Below are 17,661 nucleotides of genomic sequence, written 5' to 3'. Positions count from 1 at the left end.
AAATCGGGTGTGGTGAGACGGGCCGGGGCGGAGGGGACTGGCTCCTATGCCTCAAACGCTACGCAGCCCGAGAAGGTCTTCCAGCTCGTCGGACAACCACGGCCAGAACCCTGCAGCCAGCGCAGCTGAGACGTCGGATTTCGGCCAAGTTGCGGTGAACGTCCCCGGACGTATCCGGACGTCTACGGACTGACGCGAACACAGTGAGAACTACTGAGACACAGGCGGGGTGGCCAGGTTCAATCCACCCCAGGTTACGTGCCTTGTTCTGCGGGCCACACTGGATCCATGACGAGCTTTCAGCAGCGGAAAGCAATAGGTGACGCGCATGAGCAGTACGTCGCCGAACAACTCGCCGAACGAGGGTGGAAGGTCGACTTCTGGGGTCAAGGGCAGCTGAGCCGGGCACTTCAAGGCGCGCTCCAGAAGACCGACAGTTCCATCCGCTGGTTTCCGGATCTCATTGCGGCCAGGGCCAAGGACATCGTGCTGATCGACTGCAAGGGCAGCATGACCAGCAGGCAAACGGGTCGACATGCTGTCGAACGGTCTGCGGTGCTGGCGCATTTGCAGCTCGTTGCCTGGACACAGCTCCCGGTCTACTACGTGTTCGACGACCTTGATGCGTGGACTCCGCACGACGTCCTCACCGCAGGAAGGCAGGGGCCGCACAGTGTTGCAGGCTCGGGTGCCCCGTACCTTCTGATCTCCACCCGGGGAGCCGGTCGCTTCGACGATCTGTTCGGCACGCCCGACGTCGACCGGTTGCGCCTGGCCTCGTAGCTGTGGTGATTGCTCGCCCATAGACCTTTACGCCGGGAGTGAACGTTGCTAGCAGGGCCGTTCGGTGACGTCGGGCGCGGTGTTGCGGGTCACGCGCGCCGAGGGCTATCGGTGGGTGGCCAGAAGTACGGAAACTGCGCGTCCGACGCATCAGCTGCGACAATCCGCACATGAGTTCTATGCCGTCCTCGAAGGCAGGCCAGCAGTGTGCACGGCTGGGTTGCGAGCAGTCGACCGCGTTTCGTACCCGCACACGAGATGCCTGGTGCGATGCCCACATCACAGAGATCCTTCGAGAGGGCGGCCTGGAGCCGCTGGAATCCTTCACCAAGCCGAAAGCCTGGCGGTTGACACGGTGTCTCGTGTGCGGCTGCGAGGCGCATTACCGCTTCGAGTACACCCTTGAGCAGAACGGGTACGGGGAGGCGACGTGCAGAGCCTGCTACTGGAAGCGGTGGGCGCAGGAGGCCCGGCATCGCATGGGCGCGTACGCGGACATGGCCCCGGTCCCGACAGCGGAAGCACGCAAGTGCGCCGAGACGAACGGATACGACTACCTCGGGGCCCTCACTGAGCCATCGCTCGCCGACGATCCTCACCTCGTCCGATGCCGCTACTGCGGGCGGCTGAGCGCGGACCGGCTGGGAGACATCGCCTTCGGCTGCAGATGCCAGACCAATCCCCGGCGCGATCGGCAGACGTCCAGTCCTGGCGGGGCGAAGGAGCGGGACCTCCTCAAGGACAGCGGTCTGCCGGTTGTCGACTGGTGGGACCACGAGCGCAACGACGTTGAGGCGTGGAACTCCGTCACCGTCAGGGCTCGCCGGGAGGCGGCTTGGTGCTGCCCGGACTGTGGGCTGAGGTTCACGAAGCGGGTCCTCGACATGGTCAACTTCCGGGAGTGCCCGGAGTGCGGACCGAAGCGGCGTGCCGAGTGGCAAGCGGAGTACGAGCGATACCAGGCAACTCCGGTCTCCGACGTGCCGGAGCTGCTCGCGGCATGGGCTGATGACACCGACTCGCGCACGGTGATGGCCGCGGGCCCGGGGCCGCTGCGCCGGTTCCGGTGCCCGCAGGGACACCACCCGCGCATGGAGCCGCTCACGTATCTGAAACGAGGCTGCCCGTCCTGCCGGGGGCAGGACACACTGGTGGATCGCGTAGCCATGGGTGAAATCGATCCCGCTACCTTCGGCATCAGTGCTGAGATCGCGGCTCAGTGGCACCCGACGAAGAACGGCAGGATCGAACTGGCGAAGACGTCGCCGGGGTCGCGCCGGACAGTTTGGTGGCGGGAGCCGAGTTGTGGTCACGAGTGGCAGGCCACGCCAGCCCAGCGAGACAAGGGACAGCGCCTTCGCTGCCCCGACTGCCGCACGATCCTCGACTCCCTCGCCTACCACTTTCCGGAGTTGGCGGCCGAATGGTCGCCGACGAACCCGGTCTCGGCCTGGCACGTCCGCCCATCCGCCCAGACCCTGTACACGCCCACCTGGGTGTGTTCTGTGAATCCGCAGCACGTATGGCAGGCGGCGCTGGCGACGCGGGCGAGCGGCAGCGGCTGCCCCGAGTGCCGAGAGCACGGGAAGTCCCAGGTCGAACTGGACCACCACGCAGCTGCTGAGCGCATCTTCGGCAAGGCATCATCCGGCCCGTCGGTGCGGGACGAAGCATTCACCCGGAGGGCGAACTGGCTTGTGGACATCACCACCGAGCTGGCTGACGGCCAGCGCCTGGCCATCGAATACGACGGCGCCTACTGGCATGCGGACAAGACTGACCTGGACGTTGAGAAGTCGCGTGATCTGCTCGCTGCCGACTACCTGGTGGCCCGCTTGCGCGAGCACCCGCTACCGCCGCTCCCTCTCAGTGACCCGGCCTATGCGGAGTTCGCTGTTTTCGTGTCGGCTCCCACACCGGACGCGACCATCGAACGGGTCAAGGAGTGGGCACTTGCACAGCGGCAACGGGGGTCCTGGCGGTAGCTCGGCAGATAGGTTCTGGCTTGGTCGAGGTGGCCGAAGTCCTGGTAGCCCCGCCAGGGCCGGTCCAGTCAGGTCAGCCGCCTCCGCGTCCACCAGACGCACAGAGCACCGAGAGCGACGGCGAGTGCCAGGAAGGCGCCGGTCTCTGTCCTTTGCAGGGTCCAGAAGTTGTCAGAGGGCTGATAGGTGACGCGTTGCGCCTCCGTCCTCAAGCCGGTGCCATGCCGGGTCGGTGATGAGTGAGCCTTTTCCAAGCTGGCGGTGCTGGCCGCGAGTTGGACAGTCCTGCTCAACGACGAAGCTCCTGGTAGACGGGTTCTCGACCAAGATCACCCGTGTCTGCCAGGAGCGTCGCGTGCTTGTTTACCCGTCCTCGATTGATCTGTCCAGCCGCACCTTGCGGTTCCTGACCGGACGGCTGACGGCCAGGCGGCAGGAGATCGGGACGCGGTGGCGGCGCCTTCCCGCCTCGCGGCAGGCCCTGCTCGCCCTGGCCCACCTGCGGTGCGGTGACACCTGTGCCCAACTGGCCGCCGGATTCGGCATCGGGATCGCGACCGTCCACCGATACATACGTGAAGCCGTTGAGGCCCTGTCTGCCCTCGCCCCGTCCCTGGCCGAGGCGATGCGGACGATCCGGAAGAAGGAGTTCGTCATCCTCGATGGCACCCTGCTGCCGATCGACCGCATCGCCGCCGACACGCCCTATTACTCCGGGAAGCACAAGCGTCACGGCATGAACGTGCGGGTCCTGACCTATCCGTTCGGACGACTGCTCCGGGCCTCGCCCGCTCTGCCCGGCTCGACTCACGACCTGACCGCCGCTCGACAGCACGGGATCATCGAAGCCCTCACCGAAGCAGGACTCAGATGTCGGGCGGGCAAGGCGTATCAAGGCGCCGGCGGGCCCGTCCGGGTACCGTTTCGGGGCCGCCGACTCACAAGATGGAAGTGCCGCCACAACACCACCCACGCCAAGATCCGCTGCCTCGGCGAGCAGGCCATGGCCACCCTCAAGGGGTGGCGCCTCCTGCGGAAGCTCCGCTGCAGCACCAACCGCATCACCCACGTGGTGAAGGCCGTCCTCGTCCTTCACCACGCATCAGCATGAGGTTGGAAAACGCTCAGTCGGTAGGTGGTCGGCACCTCCAGGCGTCCGCACAGCGTGTCGATCCGGATCATCGCCCCGTCGACCCCCGCTTCCCGAAGACGGCGCAACCTCGTGCGCATCTCCGCCTGGTCCGGAGTCTCAACGACCACTTCCCACTGTCCCGCGTCCGGCGCGGTGCGAGCAGCAAGACGCTGCCGCGCGTCCTCTTGCCCCCGCCTTCGCTTCCCCTGTCCTGGCACCTGCCCAGAATCACTGGTGGACGCCGGGACAACAAGGCACTCGGGCTGAGTACGCACACGCTCGGTGATCATTTGTCAGACACTGCCTACGCCTCTCCTACGGCCAGGCCCGCGCGCTGCTCGACCAGCACACCGCGCACGCCGGGCCGGGCACCGGCTGGGGCCTGCACGAGTACCGCCACTCCGGCTTGACCCACCTCGGCGAGCAGGGCGCCTCCGAGCTGATGCTGATGGCCAAGTCCCGGCACAAGAAGGTCGAGAACGTCCGCCGGTACTTCAAACCCTCGGCGGCCGCCATCGCGGACGTCACCGCTCTGCTCGCGCCCGGGGACGCCCGCCGCTGACCCGCGCGCGGAGCGGTGCGCGCTGGTCATGGCGCGGCCGGGACGGGGAGTCGGCGGTCGGCGCGCACGGGCGGAGCGTCTGTGCGCGCATGCTCCGCCGACGCCACGGCCCTGCGCCCCACCGGTAGGAGCCCTCCCCCCCCACTCCCCTCCCCGCACGCGCCCCTCGGAAAAGTCCAGCAGCGGCCGGGAGGGGCGGGTGTCCAGCCGGTGCGCCGCGGTCGACGGACTGCCCGGCACCGGCCCCTGGGTCACTCGGCCGGTGCGCGGGCCGAAGGGCCCGGTCGCTCAGGTTCCGCCGGGTTTGCCCGTCGAGACCAGCAGGAGGACGGACGAGCCCGGTGCCACCGGTTGTGCGCCGCCCCGGGGCTGACTGCTGATCACCTGCCCGGCGGGAGCGTTCCAGTCCGTGTGCCGCATGATCGTGCAGCTCAGTCCCAGTCCGCGCAGCAGGCTTCCGGCCTGTTCGACCGGCATGCCGGCCAGGTCAGGCAGCGCGATGCCCGCTCCCGCGGTCCGCTCCTGCTCCTGCTCCTGTGTCGGAGTCGGATCGGCGCTTCCGCTCTTGGGGGTGCCGGTGGCGAGCGGGGTGCACGCCCCGTTCGCCGGTGGGGACAGGGACGGGGAGGCGCCGGGCGCGGGCGGCACGGGCTTCAGCGCGAAGAACCCCACCGTGGCGCACGCCAGCACGCAGCACGCCGCAGCGGTGCCGAGGAGCGCCCGGCGGGTGCGGCTGCGGCTGACGGCTCGCTCGATCGCGGCCGCGTCGACGACCGGCGCCCTCGGCCCGTCGGAGAAGGAGGCCACCGCGGCACGCAGCTCGGCTTCGAGGTCCGGCTCGAACGGGGCCGGTCCGGACGATGTGTTCCTCACTTCGTACCTCCGAAAGCGGCCGACGGCGTGTGCGGCGCCTGGGCGCCCGATACGGAATCGCGCAGCTTGGCCAGGCCGCGGGCAAGCTGGGACCTCACCGCACTCGAAGAGATGTCCAGGACGCCGGCGATCTGCCGGACGTCCAGATCATGCAGGTAGTACAGGACCACCACGCTGCGCATGCCCATCGGCAGCCCGAGCAGTGCCTCGATCAGTTCCGCGCGCAGATCCACCTGCCCGAACCGGTCCCGGGGGTCGGCCGTCTCGGGCACCCCCGACAGCCCGGGGCGCTCGCCCCGGCGCGACAGCCGCCGCCAGCGGTCGTTGGCCAGGTTGACCAGCACTTTGCGCACGTACGCTTCCGGCGAGTCCGCCACCGCGACCTTCCGCCACTGTCGGCACGCCCGCTCCAGCGTCTCCTGCACCAGATCCTCGGCCACGTGCACGTCACCGGTCAGCGCATACGCGGTGCGGAACAACGCTCCCGACCGCTGTGCGACGAACTCCGTGAATCCGATGCCCGGACCGCTCCTGCGAAAACTCACCCGCCGACCTCCTCTCCTCGTCCCGTCCCGATCACTGCCCCCATGACGGCGGAACGGGGTCGAGTGCTGCACCGAGCCGCCGATAGTGACGTGAATCACAGCCGGGGCGGAAGGGTGTCCCAGGACCTCGCGCCGCTGCCGCCCGGGGCGCGGGCGGGGCCCGGCGAAGCGGAGGGCTGCCGGGCGGGCGGCCCGCAGCCGGCCGAGAAGAACGGGGGCGCCTCTTGCCGGATACTACGGTGACCGTACTACGGTGTGCCGGGTGAAGAACAAACGCTCCATGCAGGAGCCGACCTTCCTCCTCCTCACCGCACTCGCCGACCGGCCGCGCCACGGCTACGCGCTCGGGGACGAGGTCGCCGCGATCTCCGACGGTCGGGTGCGACTGGGCGCAGGCAGCCTCTACGGCACCCTTGACCGCCTGCTGGCTGAGGGGCTGATCCGCGTCGAGCGCGAGGAGACGGTGGACGGACGCCCCCGACGCGTGTTCACCCTCACCCCGGACGGAGAACAGTCGCTCAGGACCGAGGCCGACCGCCTGCGCTCCGCCCTGCGCGAGGCGGACCGCCGCCTGGCGGCACCCCGGACCCGTTCCGCAGGAGGCTCGGCATGACCTCGAAGCACCCCCTGAACGCCTGGCTTCTCCGGCGGGCCCTCGCGCTCTACCCGTCCTCGTACGGCACCGGCGCGCTCGCGGAGGTGACCGACTTCGCCGCCCGCCGGATCGCTCTCCGGTCCGGCCGGAGGGCTGCGCGAGGTGGCCGACGTCGCCGGGCACGGAGTCCGGGTCCGGCTCGGCCTGGTCTCCACCGCCCGACGGGCCGGGCGTTCGCCACCGCGGCGCCGATCGCCGCCCCGCTCGCGGAACCTACGCGGCAGCCTCGGTCGTGCCCGACGTGCGAACCGCGGTCAGCCCCGAGACCCACGGCTCCTCCACCAGCCGACGGCGCGGGCAAGGGTCACCAGCTCCAGCTTCAGCAGGTGGTGCTCCAACGACTCGTTCGCCAGCCGGGGTCAGTCGCTTCACCGTGCAACGCATCGAGGCTGGCCGAGAGCCATACAGCCTCGACTCCCTACTCCTCGTCGCACACGTCCTCAACATTCCGCTCGCCGATCTCGTCTAGTAGGTGGTGCGGGTGCCTGCCTAGTCCCGCCCCTCGGCAGGCACCCGCCAGAGCGCTACGCCCCGGGGTCTTGGGAGCGCCACGCCCCGCTTAGGCCCGCTCCGACCACCCCTGCCGAACCCCCCACGGGTGGACAGGACTATCGGAGGGGGTGTCTGGGGCCCGCCCCCGCCGGCCGCAGCAGGCAGCGGCGAGGGCGGGTGCTGGAGGGCTACTCCTCGGCTATCTCAGATTCGGCCGCGGCGGCACGGCGGACGTCCGAGAGCGGGGACCACGTCAACGTGTAGCCGTGCTCCTGGCAACGGGCCCAGAACGTGGTCTCCTCGGGAAACTCGTGGTCCTCTTCTCCGCCGGGGCAGCGGGTCACGGTCGCGCCTTCCATGTGGGGGTCGTCGGCAAGGGTGATGGGGTCACCGCGGTACAGGCGGGTGATCACCGGCCCGCCACCCGGAGCGCCCGGCGGAGGACAGCACCGGCCTCGCACTCGTGGTCCGCCAGGCACTCGGCGCAGGACCCGGCGTGATCCAGGTACGCGCTGTACGCCCGCTTGTGCGCGGCCTCCTGCTCGGGGGGCGGCTGGACGGGACGCCGCCTGCATCGGTCGGCGCCCGCGGCCGGCGTTTGAATACCCGTGATCACGACGGCCTCCCCGAGAGACGGGCGGAGCCCACCCCGACGAGCTCAGCCACGCTCGCCAGCGAACACAGACGGCGGGGCTGCCGGGGCGGCACCAGCCAGTACGCACCAGGCGGCCGGACCTTGTCGATCTGCGGGACCCCCAGCCAGCAGCCTGCACCCTTGTACTCGGCGGAACGGAACTGCCAGCGGTCCGGGCTACCGACCGGGACGAGTGCGTAGAACCAGCGGTACGCGTCCTGAATCACCGGCCCGCCGAGCACACCGTCGAGCTTGGCCGGTACGTCCTCGATGGGAGTGTTGCCGAGCGCGGCGTACAGGACGTCGGTCGGGATCCGCACCGCGTCGAACCGCACGCCGAGCGGGAGCACCGTCAGCAACCGGCTACGCCATTCCCTATGCGCAGTCGCCGGATCGTCGTGCGTGTGGGCCAACCACTCCGCCACAGCGACCTCATCCGTTCTGCAACCTGTCTGACCGGTGGACTTCATGTCTGAAGGACACCCCACTTCGGGTGTCAAGACGAGGCCGGATCACAGGGCGCTTTACCGGACACTTCAGAGGACATTTCCGAGACGCAGCGCCCACACCGTGGCTACCGTGTGTAAGAACCGCACGTGGAGGCCCGCCATGCCAGCGCCACCAGGAAACCCCTTGCTCGTCCAGGCGCGCGTAACCGCCGGCATCCACACCCAGGAGAAGTTCGTCGACGCCTTCCAGAAGAAGGCCACTGAACTGGGCGTTGATGCCGGAGTGACCGTCCGCCAGATCAGGCGGTGGGAATCCTCCCGCCCCGGATGGCCGCATCCCCCCGCCCGCACGGTACTGACCGCATTGCTCGGGCGCTCACCCGAGGAACTCGGATTCCAACGACGGCCACGAAACCTAGCGGCGTCCGGAGGTCTGGGACCGGCCCACGATGAAGGGGTGAATCGACGTGTCTTCATGACCCGCTCCGCGACCGCGGTCGGCGCCGCTGTACTTCCGATGTCCGCGCACGACCTCCTTGCCGCCCCGCCAACCGACCCAGCGTCCGGCATCCGCGATGTCCTCACCGGCACCCTTCCGAGACCCTCACAACCCAGCAGCGTCGAGTCGATCGTCAAGGCAACCGCGTCCGCGAAGCGGCAGGTGCAGGCCTGCCGCTACTCACAACTAGCTGTGCGGTTGCCCGGCTTGCTGGTGGAGTTCGCCGAGCCCCGCGAGTCCGAGGAAGAGCAGCGACAGCTCGACATCGCGGCGGTCCACGCCTTTCACGTAGCGGCATCACTCCTCCTGAAAGCGGAGGACAGCGCGTCAGCCTGGATCGCTGCCGAACGCGCCATGGCAGCAGCCCGACGCGTAGACGACCCCGCACTGATCGCAGCAGCCTCGCGCAGCCTGACGCAGGCGGTGGCGGCAGTGGGGCACAAGCAGCAGGCAATCCGGATCGCCATCGTCGGCGCAGACCAGCTCAGCGGTGGAGTAACAGGAAAGGTGCCCGCGCGGGCAGCGGTGTTCGGGGCCCTGCTCCTCCGCGGCGCGTGGGCCGCTGCCGTAGGAGGGGACGCCGACACCTCGGCGGAACTCCTCGACGAGTCGGCCAGGGCCGCGAAGCTCCTCGACGAGAGCAGCAACTTGCAGTGGACCGCGTTCGGGCAGCAGAACGTTCAGCAGCACCGGCTCTCGATCGCGCTGACACTGGGCAATGCGGGGCAGGCGCTCGACGCCGCCCGCAAAGTGGACGTCACCCAGCTCGCGGTCACGGAACGGCGCGCGGTGTACTGGATGGACGTGGCGCGGGCATTGCACCTGTGCGGGCAACCCGACAAGGCGGTATCAGCGCTGCTCAAGGCAGAGAAGGAAGCGGAGGAAGAAGTCTTGTCGCGACCAGTAGTGAAGGAACTGATCGGGGAGATGATTGCCCGTGACCGCGCGGGCAGGCTGCCCGCGCTGCGAGAGCTGGCGTCCCGCGCCGCGGTACAGGTATGAGCGACCCGGTCCTGTACGTCATTGCCTGTGCAGCCGGACCCGCCTCAGAGCTTGACCAACTGGTCAAAGCCGCGGTCGATGAAGGCTGGGACGTCTGCGTGATCGGCACTCCGACCGCCGTCGAGGGCGGGTTCCTCGACGAGGCCGGCCTTGCTGCGCTGACGGGGCGCCCGGTCCGTTCGTCGTGGCGTCGCTCGGGGGAGGAGAAGAGCCACCCCAAGGCGGACGCGGTGGTGTGCGCGCCGATGACGATGAACACCGTCAACAAGCTGGCCGCAGGGATCGCCGACACCTACGCGCTAGGACTCATCACCGAGATGGTCGGGATCGGCGTGCCCGTCGTCGCGTTGCCCTTCTGGTCGACCGCCCTCGACGCGCACCCCGCTACCCAGCAGTCGGTTGAAGTACTGCGCGGGTGGGGTGTCCGGGTTCTGTACGGGCCGGGTGAGTGGGAGCCGCACCAACCCGGTACCGGCGGAGAACAGTTGGCGAAGTACCCATGGGATAAGGCCCTGCGCACGGCCGCAGACCTCGCAGGCTGACCCCGGCCCTGGACGGACGAACTCCCCCTCCCGCTCGAAGGCGAGAGGGGGAGTTGTCCGTGTCAACCCCTACGCTTATCCCATGCCCCCAACCCCACCCGCCCCTGGTTCCGTACGGCCTGCTGCTGTGGTGAACGAGGACATCCGCGCGCTCTGGTCCCGCGCTGACGAGCGCGGTCTCCGGCCGGCGGACGAGCGGCGGTATCAGGACCTGCTAATCGAGTGGGCGGACGCGGTGCGCGCGGAGCTTATCAAGGCGGCGTGATGCGACCGCCCCGCCCGGTCGTTCTCCCGTGCGGGGCGGTCTCGCAGCAGCAATCCCATCGCCGCGCTATCCAACCCGCTTAAAGCTTGTCCCAGGCGTCGCAGTACTTCTGGTTCGTGCTGTCGTAGAAGGGCATGGTGCACTGCGTGGAGCGCGTCGTATGGGTCCTGTTCTGGTAGCCGACGATCTCCACCGTGCCGTTCCACCACCAGCCCTTGACCTTCGTCCAGTCGTTGGGGCTGTTAACCCAGGGGCTGATGACGTAGTCGTTGTGCTGGTTGTACCCCTTGATCTTAATCTTGTCCGAGTAACGTGTCTTGACGCTGATCTCGAAGTCGCGGTGCCAGTCAGCCTGCCCCTGGGCGGCCGAGTCTGCCGCCCGCGTCGCCTCGGCTGTGGCGTTTGCTGAGCCCGCCGTTCCCGCACAGGCTGCCACGTAGGTGTTGTCCTTGCCGCCGAAGCTGTAGACGACGGCCGGTTCCCACACCTGTGCGGAGAGGCGCAGAGCGTCGTCGGTGAGGGCGTCGGCGAGGATCGTCCGCCTCTCGGCGAGGTCGGCCATGCGGGCGCGGGTGGCGGCCTCGGTGGCGGTCCGGTCGAACGACAGGTGCATCGTGGCGGCCTGGACGCTGATGGTGCGCAGGCTGCGGTTCGTGCGGCGGGCGATCTCGTTGCGTCCGTGGCCAGCGGCGTGGAGGCGCCGCAACTCTTCGCGTTCGGCATCGGTGACGCGGATCTTCTTGCCGTCTGGCATGGTCACCTCCTGGCGTACGAAGGCCCGGCCTGCGGGGGATGGGCAGGCCGGGCCGGTCATGGGTGGGTCAGCAGGATTCCTTGAACTTCACGGCGCCGATCGTGACCGGCTGACCGTTGAGCGCAGATCCTGCCGAGGGATCGATGGTGCACACCGTCCAGTTCGACTCGACGAGGATCATGCGGCCCTGCCCGGAGCTGTCCTCCACGCTCAGGGACGTGTTGGAGGGCAGCGACTCGCGGGCAACCTTGACGCTCTTGCCCACGAGGTTCGGCATCGTCCCCTCGGCCTTCTCCGGCTCGGCAACGTCACCGGCGGGGCAGGACTCTTCGAGCTTTACCGTGCCGAAGTCGACAGTGGTGGAAGTGGGGTGGCTGCCGGGCTTCGGGGTCTGGGAGCAGACCTTCCAACCGCGGTCGAGGACCTGCTTGCGTCCTCTGCCGAGTGCGTCGTGGCTCTTCAACAGGTAGAACCCGGCGGCTTGGGCGTTGTCCTGTGCGGACTGGAGTCCCTGGCCCACGAAGTCGGGCAGGGGAGCGGGGGCCTTGTCGTCGGCTGGCGCTTTGGCCGCTCCGTTGGGTGCGGTCGGGGTGCTGGTGACCGTTTCCGGGACGGTGGCCTTGATGTCCTGGCAGGCGGTGAGTGCGAGGAGTGCTGTCGCGGTGAGGGCGATGGCGGTGTGGCGGCGGTGCATGGTCCCCCCTGGGACGTTGCTGTGATGAGGGGGTCATCGTGTCGTGCTGGGGGGAGTTGTGTGGGTGGTGTGTCTGTCCTGTGACATGACGAAGCCCCGCGCGGTGGCGGGGCGGTTGTTTCCGGGCACGCCGGAACTGGGGCAAACTATGAACGATGATCGTCCAACGTGCAACTACGACAGAGGTACCGAGCGGCAGGCCGAGTTGACTGCCGCTCGCCGTACGGCCTCGTCTACTTGGCAGGAACGATCCACTCCACAGGTTCAGCGGCCTGTGGGCTGTATTCGATCCGCGCGGGCCGGGACTTGCTCTGCACGGGGTACGGAATCTTCCCACGCACGCAACGCCCTTCCTTAACTGGTGTCTCCGTGGTGGGGTACTCGGGCTTCGGGAGGTCGCCTCCGTTGAGGCCGGTCGGCTCGACGCGTGTCCCATCGTCGTAGGCCAGCGACCAGGTGAACTGAGTGACGGCGAAGGTATTCCCTCTGGTGTTGCAGATCTTGACCTCGGCTGTGGCCCAGACGTCGCCGCCAAGTTCGGGCGACGGCGCTTCGGGTCCCTTGGCCGGTTGGGTGTACGCAAGGACGGTGACGGTGAAGTCGGAGCCGCCGATGGAGTCTTTGACGGACTTGGTGTCGCCAACGGTGAGCGGCTTCTCGGTCGGGCTTGGCGTCGGACTGGGCGCGGGCTTGGTGGCCGCCGGGGCTGGCTTGTTGGCGAGTTTGCCGGAGGACGAGCAGGCGGTGAGAGTCGCGAGGAGGGTCGCGGCTGTGGCAGCGATGGTGTGGCGGGTGCGCATGGGTCCCCCTGGGTTCAAGTGCTGAGGTGAGCATCGTGCCGCGCGTGTGGGCCGTGTGGCGGCGGTGTGTCTGTCCTGTGACATGCCAGTTGGGCAGGGGAGGGGTGGCTACTGCCAGGGCGGTGTGCCGGTCCCGTAGATCTCCAGCCCGGCCCCCTCCAAGAGGTGTGCGGGCGTGGGCGTGCCTCCGGGCAGCGTAAGTTCCACGGGCTCGTGCGTGAGGGGCAGCGGGTCGTACGGCGTGATGGTGCCGCGCCATTCCCCGGTGACCGGGTCTGTGCTGAGGCTGACGTACACGGGCACGGCCGTGACGCCGTCCTCGTCGGGCAGGGCTAGCGTGCCGGGCCCGGTGTAGGTGGTGGGCATTGCCGCACTCCTCTCACGGGTGGGCCCCGCCGCGTCGGGGGATGGGGTGGACGCGGCGGGGCCTCGTGGTCAGGTTGCCAGACCTCAGTGGGGAGCGCTCTGCGCTGCAGCTCCTATCCAGAGTGTCAAAGTCACTGCTCGGACTTAGACACATACGGCCCGCCATGGACCTGATGCAGCGTCCGATAGTCTTATGCCGCTTCACCCGCTCCTCTCACGAACGCGCCGAACTCACGGACGGGTTCGGTGGATTGAGCCCTGAACTTCGGGGCTCGTAGGAGGAGAAGGAGGAAGCGGTGGTGAATCCCGACATGGGTAAGCCCGGCAACCGATGGACCCGCCCCGAGAGGTGGCAGGTCGGCCTCGCCGTGCTGGGCGTGCTCGTGGCGATCATCGCCTGTGTGGGGCAGTTCGTGCAGTAACTGTCTATGGCCACACGAGACGGCCGCAGGGGTCGGTAGCTCACGCAGTGAGCCCGGCCGAGATCTAGGCGGCCGGGCTCATCTACTGCATCGCGAGGGCCCGATCCGGTAGCCGCCGGGTCGGGCCTTTCGCGTTGTTCTGGTGCTGCTGACATGGAGTTCGCAACCCCGTGTCACTTAAGACTCTACAACCGGAACACCCCCGCGTGCGCGGGGAGGAGACGCCCCGGCCTGGAGCGTCTCGAAAACGGCGAGGATTTCCCCCGCACATGCGGGGATGCCAGCGGCACCAAGCAAGGGGGGCCTCAGTGGCTGTGTGCGGGGTAGTGGCCGCCGCAGCGTGGGCAGTACGGGAGTTCCGGGACGTCGACACGGAGGGCGGTCAGAAGGGTGCGGATCATGGGGTGTTCACCCCCTTCGACGGCCAGTGCATGGTGTGCCGGTGGGGGTCTTCCGGGTCGTCCTGGATCTCGTAGGCGCGGCCTGTAGGTGTAGGCACCCCTGTAGGTGATTCCTGACCTGCGGTTCCTACACCTCCTACGCCGCTCTCAGAAGGGGTCGGAGAGGGGTCGGGGAGAGCGTCCCGGCGGACCCCAGTGGAGGGGCTGCGGCCGGGCATCCGCACCCCGTCGACGACAGGCACGCCCGCGTTGCCGCACACCCGGCGGACGTCGGCCGGCGTCCACGTGCTCTCGGTCGCCTTGGTGAGGTGCTCGGCGAGCACGGTCAGGTGCGCGCCCTTGCTGTCCCCGATTGCGGCACGCAGGTGGTCGATGAACTCGCACAACATGAGGGGGGTTGGGCCGTCAACTGTCGCTGCTTCCGAGGCGGTGCTGGCCGCTTCCGCCGGGGCCTTGGGACGGATGATGCGGGGCCGGTCGTGCGTGCGGTACGCGGCGATGCACCACACGACGGCGGCTGGCCAGAGGAGCCAGGCAGCACGGTCGCTGTGCGCGGCGATGGCTCCGAGGAGTCCCCCGCCGATCTTGCGGGCAACGAGGCCGAGGAGGAGCAGGCCCCCGAGGCGGACGCACCACTTGAGTCCGCTGGCCTCCCCGAGCCATCGGAGTACGTCCGTGATCCACTGGCGGACGGTGCTCACCGTGCGGTGGCTGATGAACCAGCAGAGGTATCCGGAGCCTCGGCCGATGCGGTGAGCGGCAGCACGGAGCCACTGTGCGGTCGTCACACCAGGCTCCCGAGGCTGCCGTTCACGACTGCCGACAGTGCCCATGCGCCGAGGGAGTTGGCGCCGGGGGCGACGAGGTCACCGATGACGGCGAACACGCCAGTCCCGATGGCCAGCAGGACCCCGCAGAGGACGCCCTTCTTGAACTTGCCCTTGCTGTCCTTGGGGAACTTCTTGCGGAGCAGGAACAGGGTGATGCAGAGGATGGTGACGACGAGGGCACCGTTGCCGTCGATGCGGGGCGTGGACGACGCGGCGACGGTGGCGGCGCTCTGGCCGGTCATCCAGGACATGATCAGGCCGCCGAGCCCATTGCCGCCCCAGCGCAGGATGCCGGAGGTGTAGCCGAGGAGTCCGGCGGGGCAGGCGACCTCAATTCGGGGTTTCCAAAAACGCCGACAGCACCGGCGCTAGCTACTTCCCTCCCTGCCGCTCTTCTGGCGGGAGAGAGGGGAGTACCCCCCTGGTCGGGGCTACTGCCGACGGGGCTGGACCCTCTCGGACGCCCACCCGCCGGGCTGGTGGCGTGCGGTCTCCCGGTTGTGGCACGACGTGCACAGCGGACGCAGATGCTTCGCAGCGTCAGGGTTCGACTCGCCCCGAGCGAGCAACTGCCGTCGACTCACAGGGAAGTGATCGGCCACGTTGGCCGTGCGACTACACAGCACGCACCACGGGTTCGCGTACAGGAACGCCTTACGGACGCGCTGCCACCGCGTGGTGTAGACAGCGCCACGTGACGCACGGTCCCGGTTCGCCTCCCTCGCATGTACAGAGCAGCGCCCACCAGTAGTCAGCTCGGGACACCCCGGGACAGAACACGGGGGGCGGGGCTTACGGGGCAGGGGGCACCTCCTGACGGTGGTATAGCGTCAGTGAGACGCGAATGTCACAAATGAGTTGTGACAGCGAGAGGGGCCAACGGGGTTGCTATGCCCCACCCCATACACGGCTCAATGGAGCCATGTCACAGAAACCTGCCACGCCCCCACAGTTCGAACTCCGCTGCGGAGGGCTCCACTTGACCATCCAACGCGTCCCCGTATGGCTCGTCTCGCTCGTCACCGCAGCGGGCAGCATCGGGGCCGCATGGTGGGCGGGACAGTGAGCGGGGCAACGCAGAGTGACGTGGCGCCTCTTGCCCTGTTACGCGTTACGAAGCCACCGCATGTCCATGCCGCCGCAGCGCGAGCAGGTAGCTAGTCACGCACCGTCAGCTAGCCCCAGTACACTGGAGCAGCCGTAGGAGGTGAGATGGAAGAGAGCGAACCCGAGGAGCTCCGCGAGGCGTTCAAGGTGCTGGCCCATGCAACTGAAGGAGCGACGTACGAGCATCTGATGTGCGTCGGTACATACCTTTACGGGAAAGGGAGTACCGCCTTCGATCGCGATGTCGCTGCCGCACTAACTATCACGGCAACCGCTGGGGCTCAACGTCTAGTCCGAGCGAAGATTGCACTACGCCACGCCGGGACACCTGCGCAAAAGCGTCGGGCTGTAACCGAGTTCCGTGCTGCGGTGGCCGAACTCGTTGCTTGCCTGCTTGCGTTCTTCGTTCGTGTCCTTCTGCGTCTATTCTCCCGCCTCCTCGGACATACCACCTGGGAGAACGTACCCGCATGGGCACCCGTCCCACTGAAGCGAACACCCGAGATCACCCCCCGAGGGCCGAACTCTGCCTTCCCCGTGAACACACACCGGGGCGGGCACCACCGCAGCACGCTGGGGAGCGTCGTACTCGCTGCGTAAGTGACCCGCCGACCATTCAGGTCGGAAGGTTCAAGATCATGTTTTCCCTGCCCGAAACGGCTCCATGGTGGGCCGTCCTAGTCCTAGCCGCGCTTGGCATCGTCGTGTTCGGCGCGCGTAGCCTCGCCCGTGCCATCTGGCCCCAGACGTCCGCCCATCGCAAAGAAGTCCTGTTGGAGCGGCAGCGACGGCAGGAACGGGAACGGCAGCGCAAGGCAGTCGAACGACGCCGACGGGAAGCACTCCGCGAACGGCAGCGCGACCAGGAGCAGCAGAAGCGGAAGCACCTCGACAACCGCGAGTAGACCATGCAGGGGCGGGGGCTAAATCAGTTCCCGCCTCTGGTGGGGCTCGGTATCCGTAGCCGTGCTCGTCGCCCACACCGGACCGTCCGCACCCCTCCGCCGGCGAAGCACCACCGTCACCGTGTCGGCAATCTCGGCAAGCTCCTCCGGCCCGTGCTCGAACTCTTCAACCTCACTGATGTACGGCAACGCTGCCCCCGAAATCCGTAGCGGTCTTGAGCACGTGGCACGGCCGGCAGAGCACTTGAACGTTGCTCGCCACGTCCTCGCCACCGAGGGACAGCGGCTTCACGTGGTCGACGTCGACGGCATCCGCCGGAAAGTCGTCCAAGCACCAGTCACACCATCCGTGCCCCCGTGCCTGTAGCCGCTTCCGCAGCGCCGCAGCACCCGCATACCGCTGTGCCGAATGCTTGCGCTGCCGGTGACGGGAGCGAACCGCGGAACGCTGTCCGTACGCCTGGTGGTGCTTGTGGCAGCGCCCTCGGTGGGTTGCAAGCTCGGTGCAGTCGGAACAGCGCGTCATGTCGGCCCCCGTGTCGTCGTCCTGGTGCTCGTGTGTGCGCCGGCGCCCATGCGGACCGGACACGGTGGGGACTGCCCGACCGTTCCCCTGCCCGCGAGACAGGCTCAAAGGATGGGTCGGACAGTCGAGCAGTCCCCGCGCTCAGCACGGCCGTAGTCGGCGTGTGCAGGGCTAGCAGAGAGAGGCAGGCACTCGGTCCGCCGGATTACCCCGTTGGGTGGGTGCGCGGTAACCCGCTCTCTCTTGCCCCAGTAGTAGGGACCAACGGGGGTGCGCGTCGTTTCCGCGTGTGCGGTAGACGGTCGCCCCTGGTCCCTCTCTGGTGCCCGGGCCTTACCCCCTGATGTTGAACACACGAGACACTGGATCCTGAGGATCTGAGAACGGACATCTCGTGGTCATGAAGAACTACCCGCCGCAGTTCAAGGCGGACGCGGT

At 68.2% G+C, this 17,661-nt stretch carries 20 protein-coding genes and 1 pseudogene; 9 read left to right on the top strand and 12 right to left on the bottom strand.

Going from position 1 to position 17,661, the window contains the following annotated elements; genetic code table 11:
• The first annotated feature begins 288 nt into the window (after window positions 1–288).
• The 4 genes and pseudogenes from ACFYVL_RS43760 to ACFYVL_RS43745 all read left to right on the top strand — a co-directional run.
• Window positions 289–783 (top strand): hypothetical protein, encoded by a 495-nt coding sequence (locus ACFYVL_RS43760; protein WP_389255610.1) that lies wholly within the window; start codon window positions 289–291, stop codon window positions 781–783.
• A 170-nt stretch (window positions 784–953) separates the two neighbouring features.
• Window positions 954–2,768, top strand: a complete 1,815-nt coding sequence (locus tag ACFYVL_RS43755; RefSeq protein WP_389255608.1) for a zinc-ribbon domain-containing protein — start codon at window positions 954–956, stop codon at window positions 2,766–2,768.
• Window positions 2,769–3,123: 355 nt separating this feature from the next.
• A complete protein-coding gene (locus ACFYVL_RS43750; protein ID WP_389255606.1) occupies window positions 3,124–3,879 on the top strand; it encodes a transposase family protein in 756 nt (251 codons plus the stop codon).
• Between the two features lie 328 nt (window positions 3,880–4,207).
• Window positions 4,208–4,462 (top strand): annotated as a pseudogene (locus tag ACFYVL_RS43745) (site-specific integrase); the annotation flags it as partial.
• A 288-nt stretch (window positions 4,463–4,750) separates the two neighbouring features.
• On the opposite strand, the gene ACFYVL_RS43740 reads toward ACFYVL_RS43745, so the two are convergent.
• The gene (locus tag ACFYVL_RS43740) at window positions 4,751–5,335 is read right to left on the bottom strand and encodes a PASTA domain-containing protein (RefSeq protein WP_389255604.1); all 585 of its coding nucleotides are present in this window, start codon (window positions 5,333–5,335) and stop codon (window positions 4,751–4,753) included.
• Window positions 5,332–5,853: a SigE family RNA polymerase sigma factor gene (locus ACFYVL_RS43735; protein WP_389255633.1), complete on the bottom strand. Its 522-nt coding sequence runs from the start codon at window positions 5,851–5,853 to the stop codon at window positions 5,332–5,334. The genes ACFYVL_RS43740 and ACFYVL_RS43735 overlap by 4 nt, the downstream gene beginning before the upstream one ends.
• A gap of 307 nt (window positions 5,854–6,160) precedes the next feature.
• Here ACFYVL_RS43735 and ACFYVL_RS43730 point away from each other — a divergent pair, with 307 nt between their 5' ends.
• The gene (locus ACFYVL_RS43730) at window positions 6,161–6,493 is read left to right on the top strand and encodes a PadR family transcriptional regulator (RefSeq protein ID WP_073810844.1); all 333 of its coding nucleotides are present in this window, start codon (window positions 6,161–6,163) and stop codon (window positions 6,491–6,493) included.
• Between the two features lie 722 nt (window positions 6,494–7,215).
• Here the strand turns inward: ACFYVL_RS43730 and ACFYVL_RS43725 are convergent.
• Both ACFYVL_RS43725 and ACFYVL_RS43720 read right to left on the bottom strand, forming a co-directional pair.
• The gene (locus ACFYVL_RS43725; protein WP_389255602.1) at window positions 7,216–7,440 is read right to left on the bottom strand and encodes a hypothetical protein; all 225 of its coding nucleotides are present in this window, start codon (window positions 7,438–7,440) and stop codon (window positions 7,216–7,218) included.
• A gap of 199 nt (window positions 7,441–7,639) precedes the next feature.
• Entirely contained in the window at window positions 7,640–8,020 is a 381-nt protein-coding gene (locus tag ACFYVL_RS43720; RefSeq protein WP_389255600.1) for a hypothetical protein, read from the bottom strand.
• A gap of 274 nt (window positions 8,021–8,294) precedes the next feature.
• Here ACFYVL_RS43720 and ACFYVL_RS43715 point away from each other — a divergent pair, with 274 nt between their 5' ends.
• The 3 genes from ACFYVL_RS43715 (at window position 8,295) to ACFYVL_RS43705 (ending at window position 10,418) form a co-directional block, all read left to right on the top strand.
• Window positions 8,295–9,611 carry a hypothetical protein gene (locus ACFYVL_RS43715; RefSeq protein WP_389255598.1) on the top strand — a complete coding sequence of 439 codons (1,317 nt, stop codon included), beginning with the start codon at window positions 8,295–8,297 and terminating at the stop codon, window positions 9,609–9,611.
• A complete protein-coding gene (locus ACFYVL_RS43710; RefSeq protein WP_389255596.1) occupies window positions 9,608–10,153 on the top strand; it encodes a flavoprotein in 546 nt (181 codons plus the stop codon). The genes ACFYVL_RS43715 and ACFYVL_RS43710 overlap by 4 nt, the downstream gene beginning before the upstream one ends.
• An 82-nt stretch (window positions 10,154–10,235) precedes the next feature.
• Window positions 10,236–10,418, top strand: a complete 183-nt coding sequence (locus tag ACFYVL_RS43705; RefSeq protein ID WP_389255594.1) for a hypothetical protein — start codon at window positions 10,236–10,238, stop codon at window positions 10,416–10,418.
• Window positions 10,419–10,497: 79 nt separating this feature from the next.
• Here ACFYVL_RS43705 and ACFYVL_RS43700 read toward each other — a convergent pair whose 3' ends face one another.
• The 4 genes from ACFYVL_RS43700 to ACFYVL_RS43685 all read right to left on the bottom strand — a co-directional run bounded on the left by ACFYVL_RS43700 (window position 10,498) and on the right by ACFYVL_RS43685 (window position 13,032).
• Window positions 10,498–11,172 carry a helix-turn-helix domain-containing protein gene (locus ACFYVL_RS43700; protein ID WP_389255592.1) on the bottom strand — a complete coding sequence of 225 codons (675 nt, stop codon included), beginning with the start codon at window positions 11,170–11,172 and terminating at the stop codon, window positions 10,498–10,500.
• A gap of 67 nt (window positions 11,173–11,239) precedes the next feature.
• Window positions 11,240–11,866, bottom strand: coding sequence for a hypothetical protein (locus ACFYVL_RS43695; RefSeq protein WP_389255590.1), 627 nt, complete (start codon window positions 11,864–11,866; stop codon window positions 11,240–11,242).
• A 233-nt stretch (window positions 11,867–12,099) separates the two neighbouring features.
• The gene (locus ACFYVL_RS43690) at window positions 12,100–12,666 is read right to left on the bottom strand and encodes a DUF4352 domain-containing protein (protein WP_389255588.1); all 567 of its coding nucleotides are present in this window, start codon (window positions 12,664–12,666) and stop codon (window positions 12,100–12,102) included.
• 108 nt (window positions 12,667–12,774) lie between these two features.
• Complete coding sequence (locus ACFYVL_RS43685; RefSeq protein ID WP_389255586.1) at window positions 12,775–13,032, bottom strand: hypothetical protein; 258 nt, start codon at window positions 13,030–13,032, stop codon at window positions 12,775–12,777.
• A gap of 296 nt (window positions 13,033–13,328) precedes the next feature.
• On the opposite strand from ACFYVL_RS43685, the gene ACFYVL_RS43680 reads away from it, so the two are divergent.
• Complete coding sequence (locus ACFYVL_RS43680) at window positions 13,329–13,454, top strand: hypothetical protein (RefSeq protein WP_389255584.1); 126 nt, start codon at window positions 13,329–13,331, stop codon at window positions 13,452–13,454.
• Between the two features lie 397 nt (window positions 13,455–13,851).
• Here ACFYVL_RS43680 and ACFYVL_RS43675 read toward each other — a convergent pair whose 3' ends face one another.
• The 4 genes from ACFYVL_RS43675 to ACFYVL_RS43660 form a co-directional block, all read right to left on the bottom strand.
• A complete protein-coding gene (locus tag ACFYVL_RS43675) occupies window positions 13,852–14,643 on the bottom strand; it encodes a hypothetical protein (protein WP_389255582.1) in 792 nt (263 codons plus the stop codon).
• Window positions 14,640–14,927, bottom strand: coding sequence for a hypothetical protein (locus ACFYVL_RS43670; protein WP_389255580.1), 288 nt, complete (start codon window positions 14,925–14,927; stop codon window positions 14,640–14,642). The genes ACFYVL_RS43675 and ACFYVL_RS43670 overlap by 4 nt, the downstream gene beginning before the upstream one ends.
• A 1,548-nt stretch (window positions 14,928–16,475) precedes the next feature.
• Window positions 16,476–16,679, bottom strand: coding sequence for a hypothetical protein (locus ACFYVL_RS43665; RefSeq protein ID WP_389255578.1), 204 nt, complete (start codon window positions 16,677–16,679; stop codon window positions 16,476–16,478).
• 190 nt (window positions 16,680–16,869) lie between these two features.
• A complete protein-coding gene (locus ACFYVL_RS43660) occupies window positions 16,870–17,223 on the bottom strand; it encodes an HNH endonuclease (RefSeq protein WP_389255576.1) in 354 nt (117 codons plus the stop codon).
• Window positions 17,224–17,661 lie beyond the last annotated feature (438 nt).

The organism is Streptomyces sp. NPDC004111 (genome assembly GCF_042874215.1).
In the GTDB taxonomy this organism is placed as follows: Bacteria; Actinomycetota; Actinomycetes; order Streptomycetales; family Streptomycetaceae; genus Streptomyces.
Note: the sequence above shows the minus strand (reverse complement) of the source record. Positions and strands in the feature narration are given on the sequence as shown.

Coding starts and splice junctions, on each gene's coding strand:
- ACFYVL_RS43760 (WP_389255610.1), top strand. CDS start 289: ATGACGAGCTTTCAGCAGCGGAAAGCAATAGGTGACGCGCATGAGCAG.
- ACFYVL_RS43755 (WP_389255608.1), top strand. CDS start 954: ATGAGTTCTATGCCGTCCTCGAAGGCAGGCCAGCAGTGTGCACGGCTG.
- ACFYVL_RS43730 (WP_073810844.1), top strand. CDS start 6,161: ATGCAGGAGCCGACCTTCCTCCTCCTCACCGCACTCGCCGACCGGCCG.
- ACFYVL_RS43710 (WP_389255596.1), top strand. CDS start 9,608: ATGAGCGACCCGGTCCTGTACGTCATTGCCTGTGCAGCCGGACCCGCC.
- ACFYVL_RS43705 (WP_389255594.1), top strand. CDS start 10,236: ATGCCCCCAACCCCACCCGCCCCTGGTTCCGTACGGCCTGCTGCTGTG.
- ACFYVL_RS43700 (WP_389255592.1), bottom strand. CDS start 11,172: ATGCCAGACGGCAAGAAGATCCGCGTCACCGATGCCGAACGCGAAGAG.
- ACFYVL_RS43695 (WP_389255590.1), bottom strand. CDS start 11,866: ATGCACCGCCGCCACACCGCCATCGCCCTCACCGCGACAGCACTCCTC.
- ACFYVL_RS43690 (WP_389255588.1), bottom strand. CDS start 12,666: ATGCGCACCCGCCACACCATCGCTGCCACAGCCGCGACCCTCCTCGCG.
- ACFYVL_RS43685 (WP_389255586.1), bottom strand. CDS start 13,032: ATGCCCACCACCTACACCGGGCCCGGCACGCTAGCCCTGCCCGACGAG.
- ACFYVL_RS43670 (WP_389255580.1), bottom strand. CDS start 14,927: ATGACCGGCCAGAGCGCCGCCACCGTCGCCGCGTCGTCCACGCCCCGC.
- ACFYVL_RS43660 (WP_389255576.1), bottom strand. CDS start 17,223: ATGACGCGCTGTTCCGACTGCACCGAGCTTGCAACCCACCGAGGGCGC.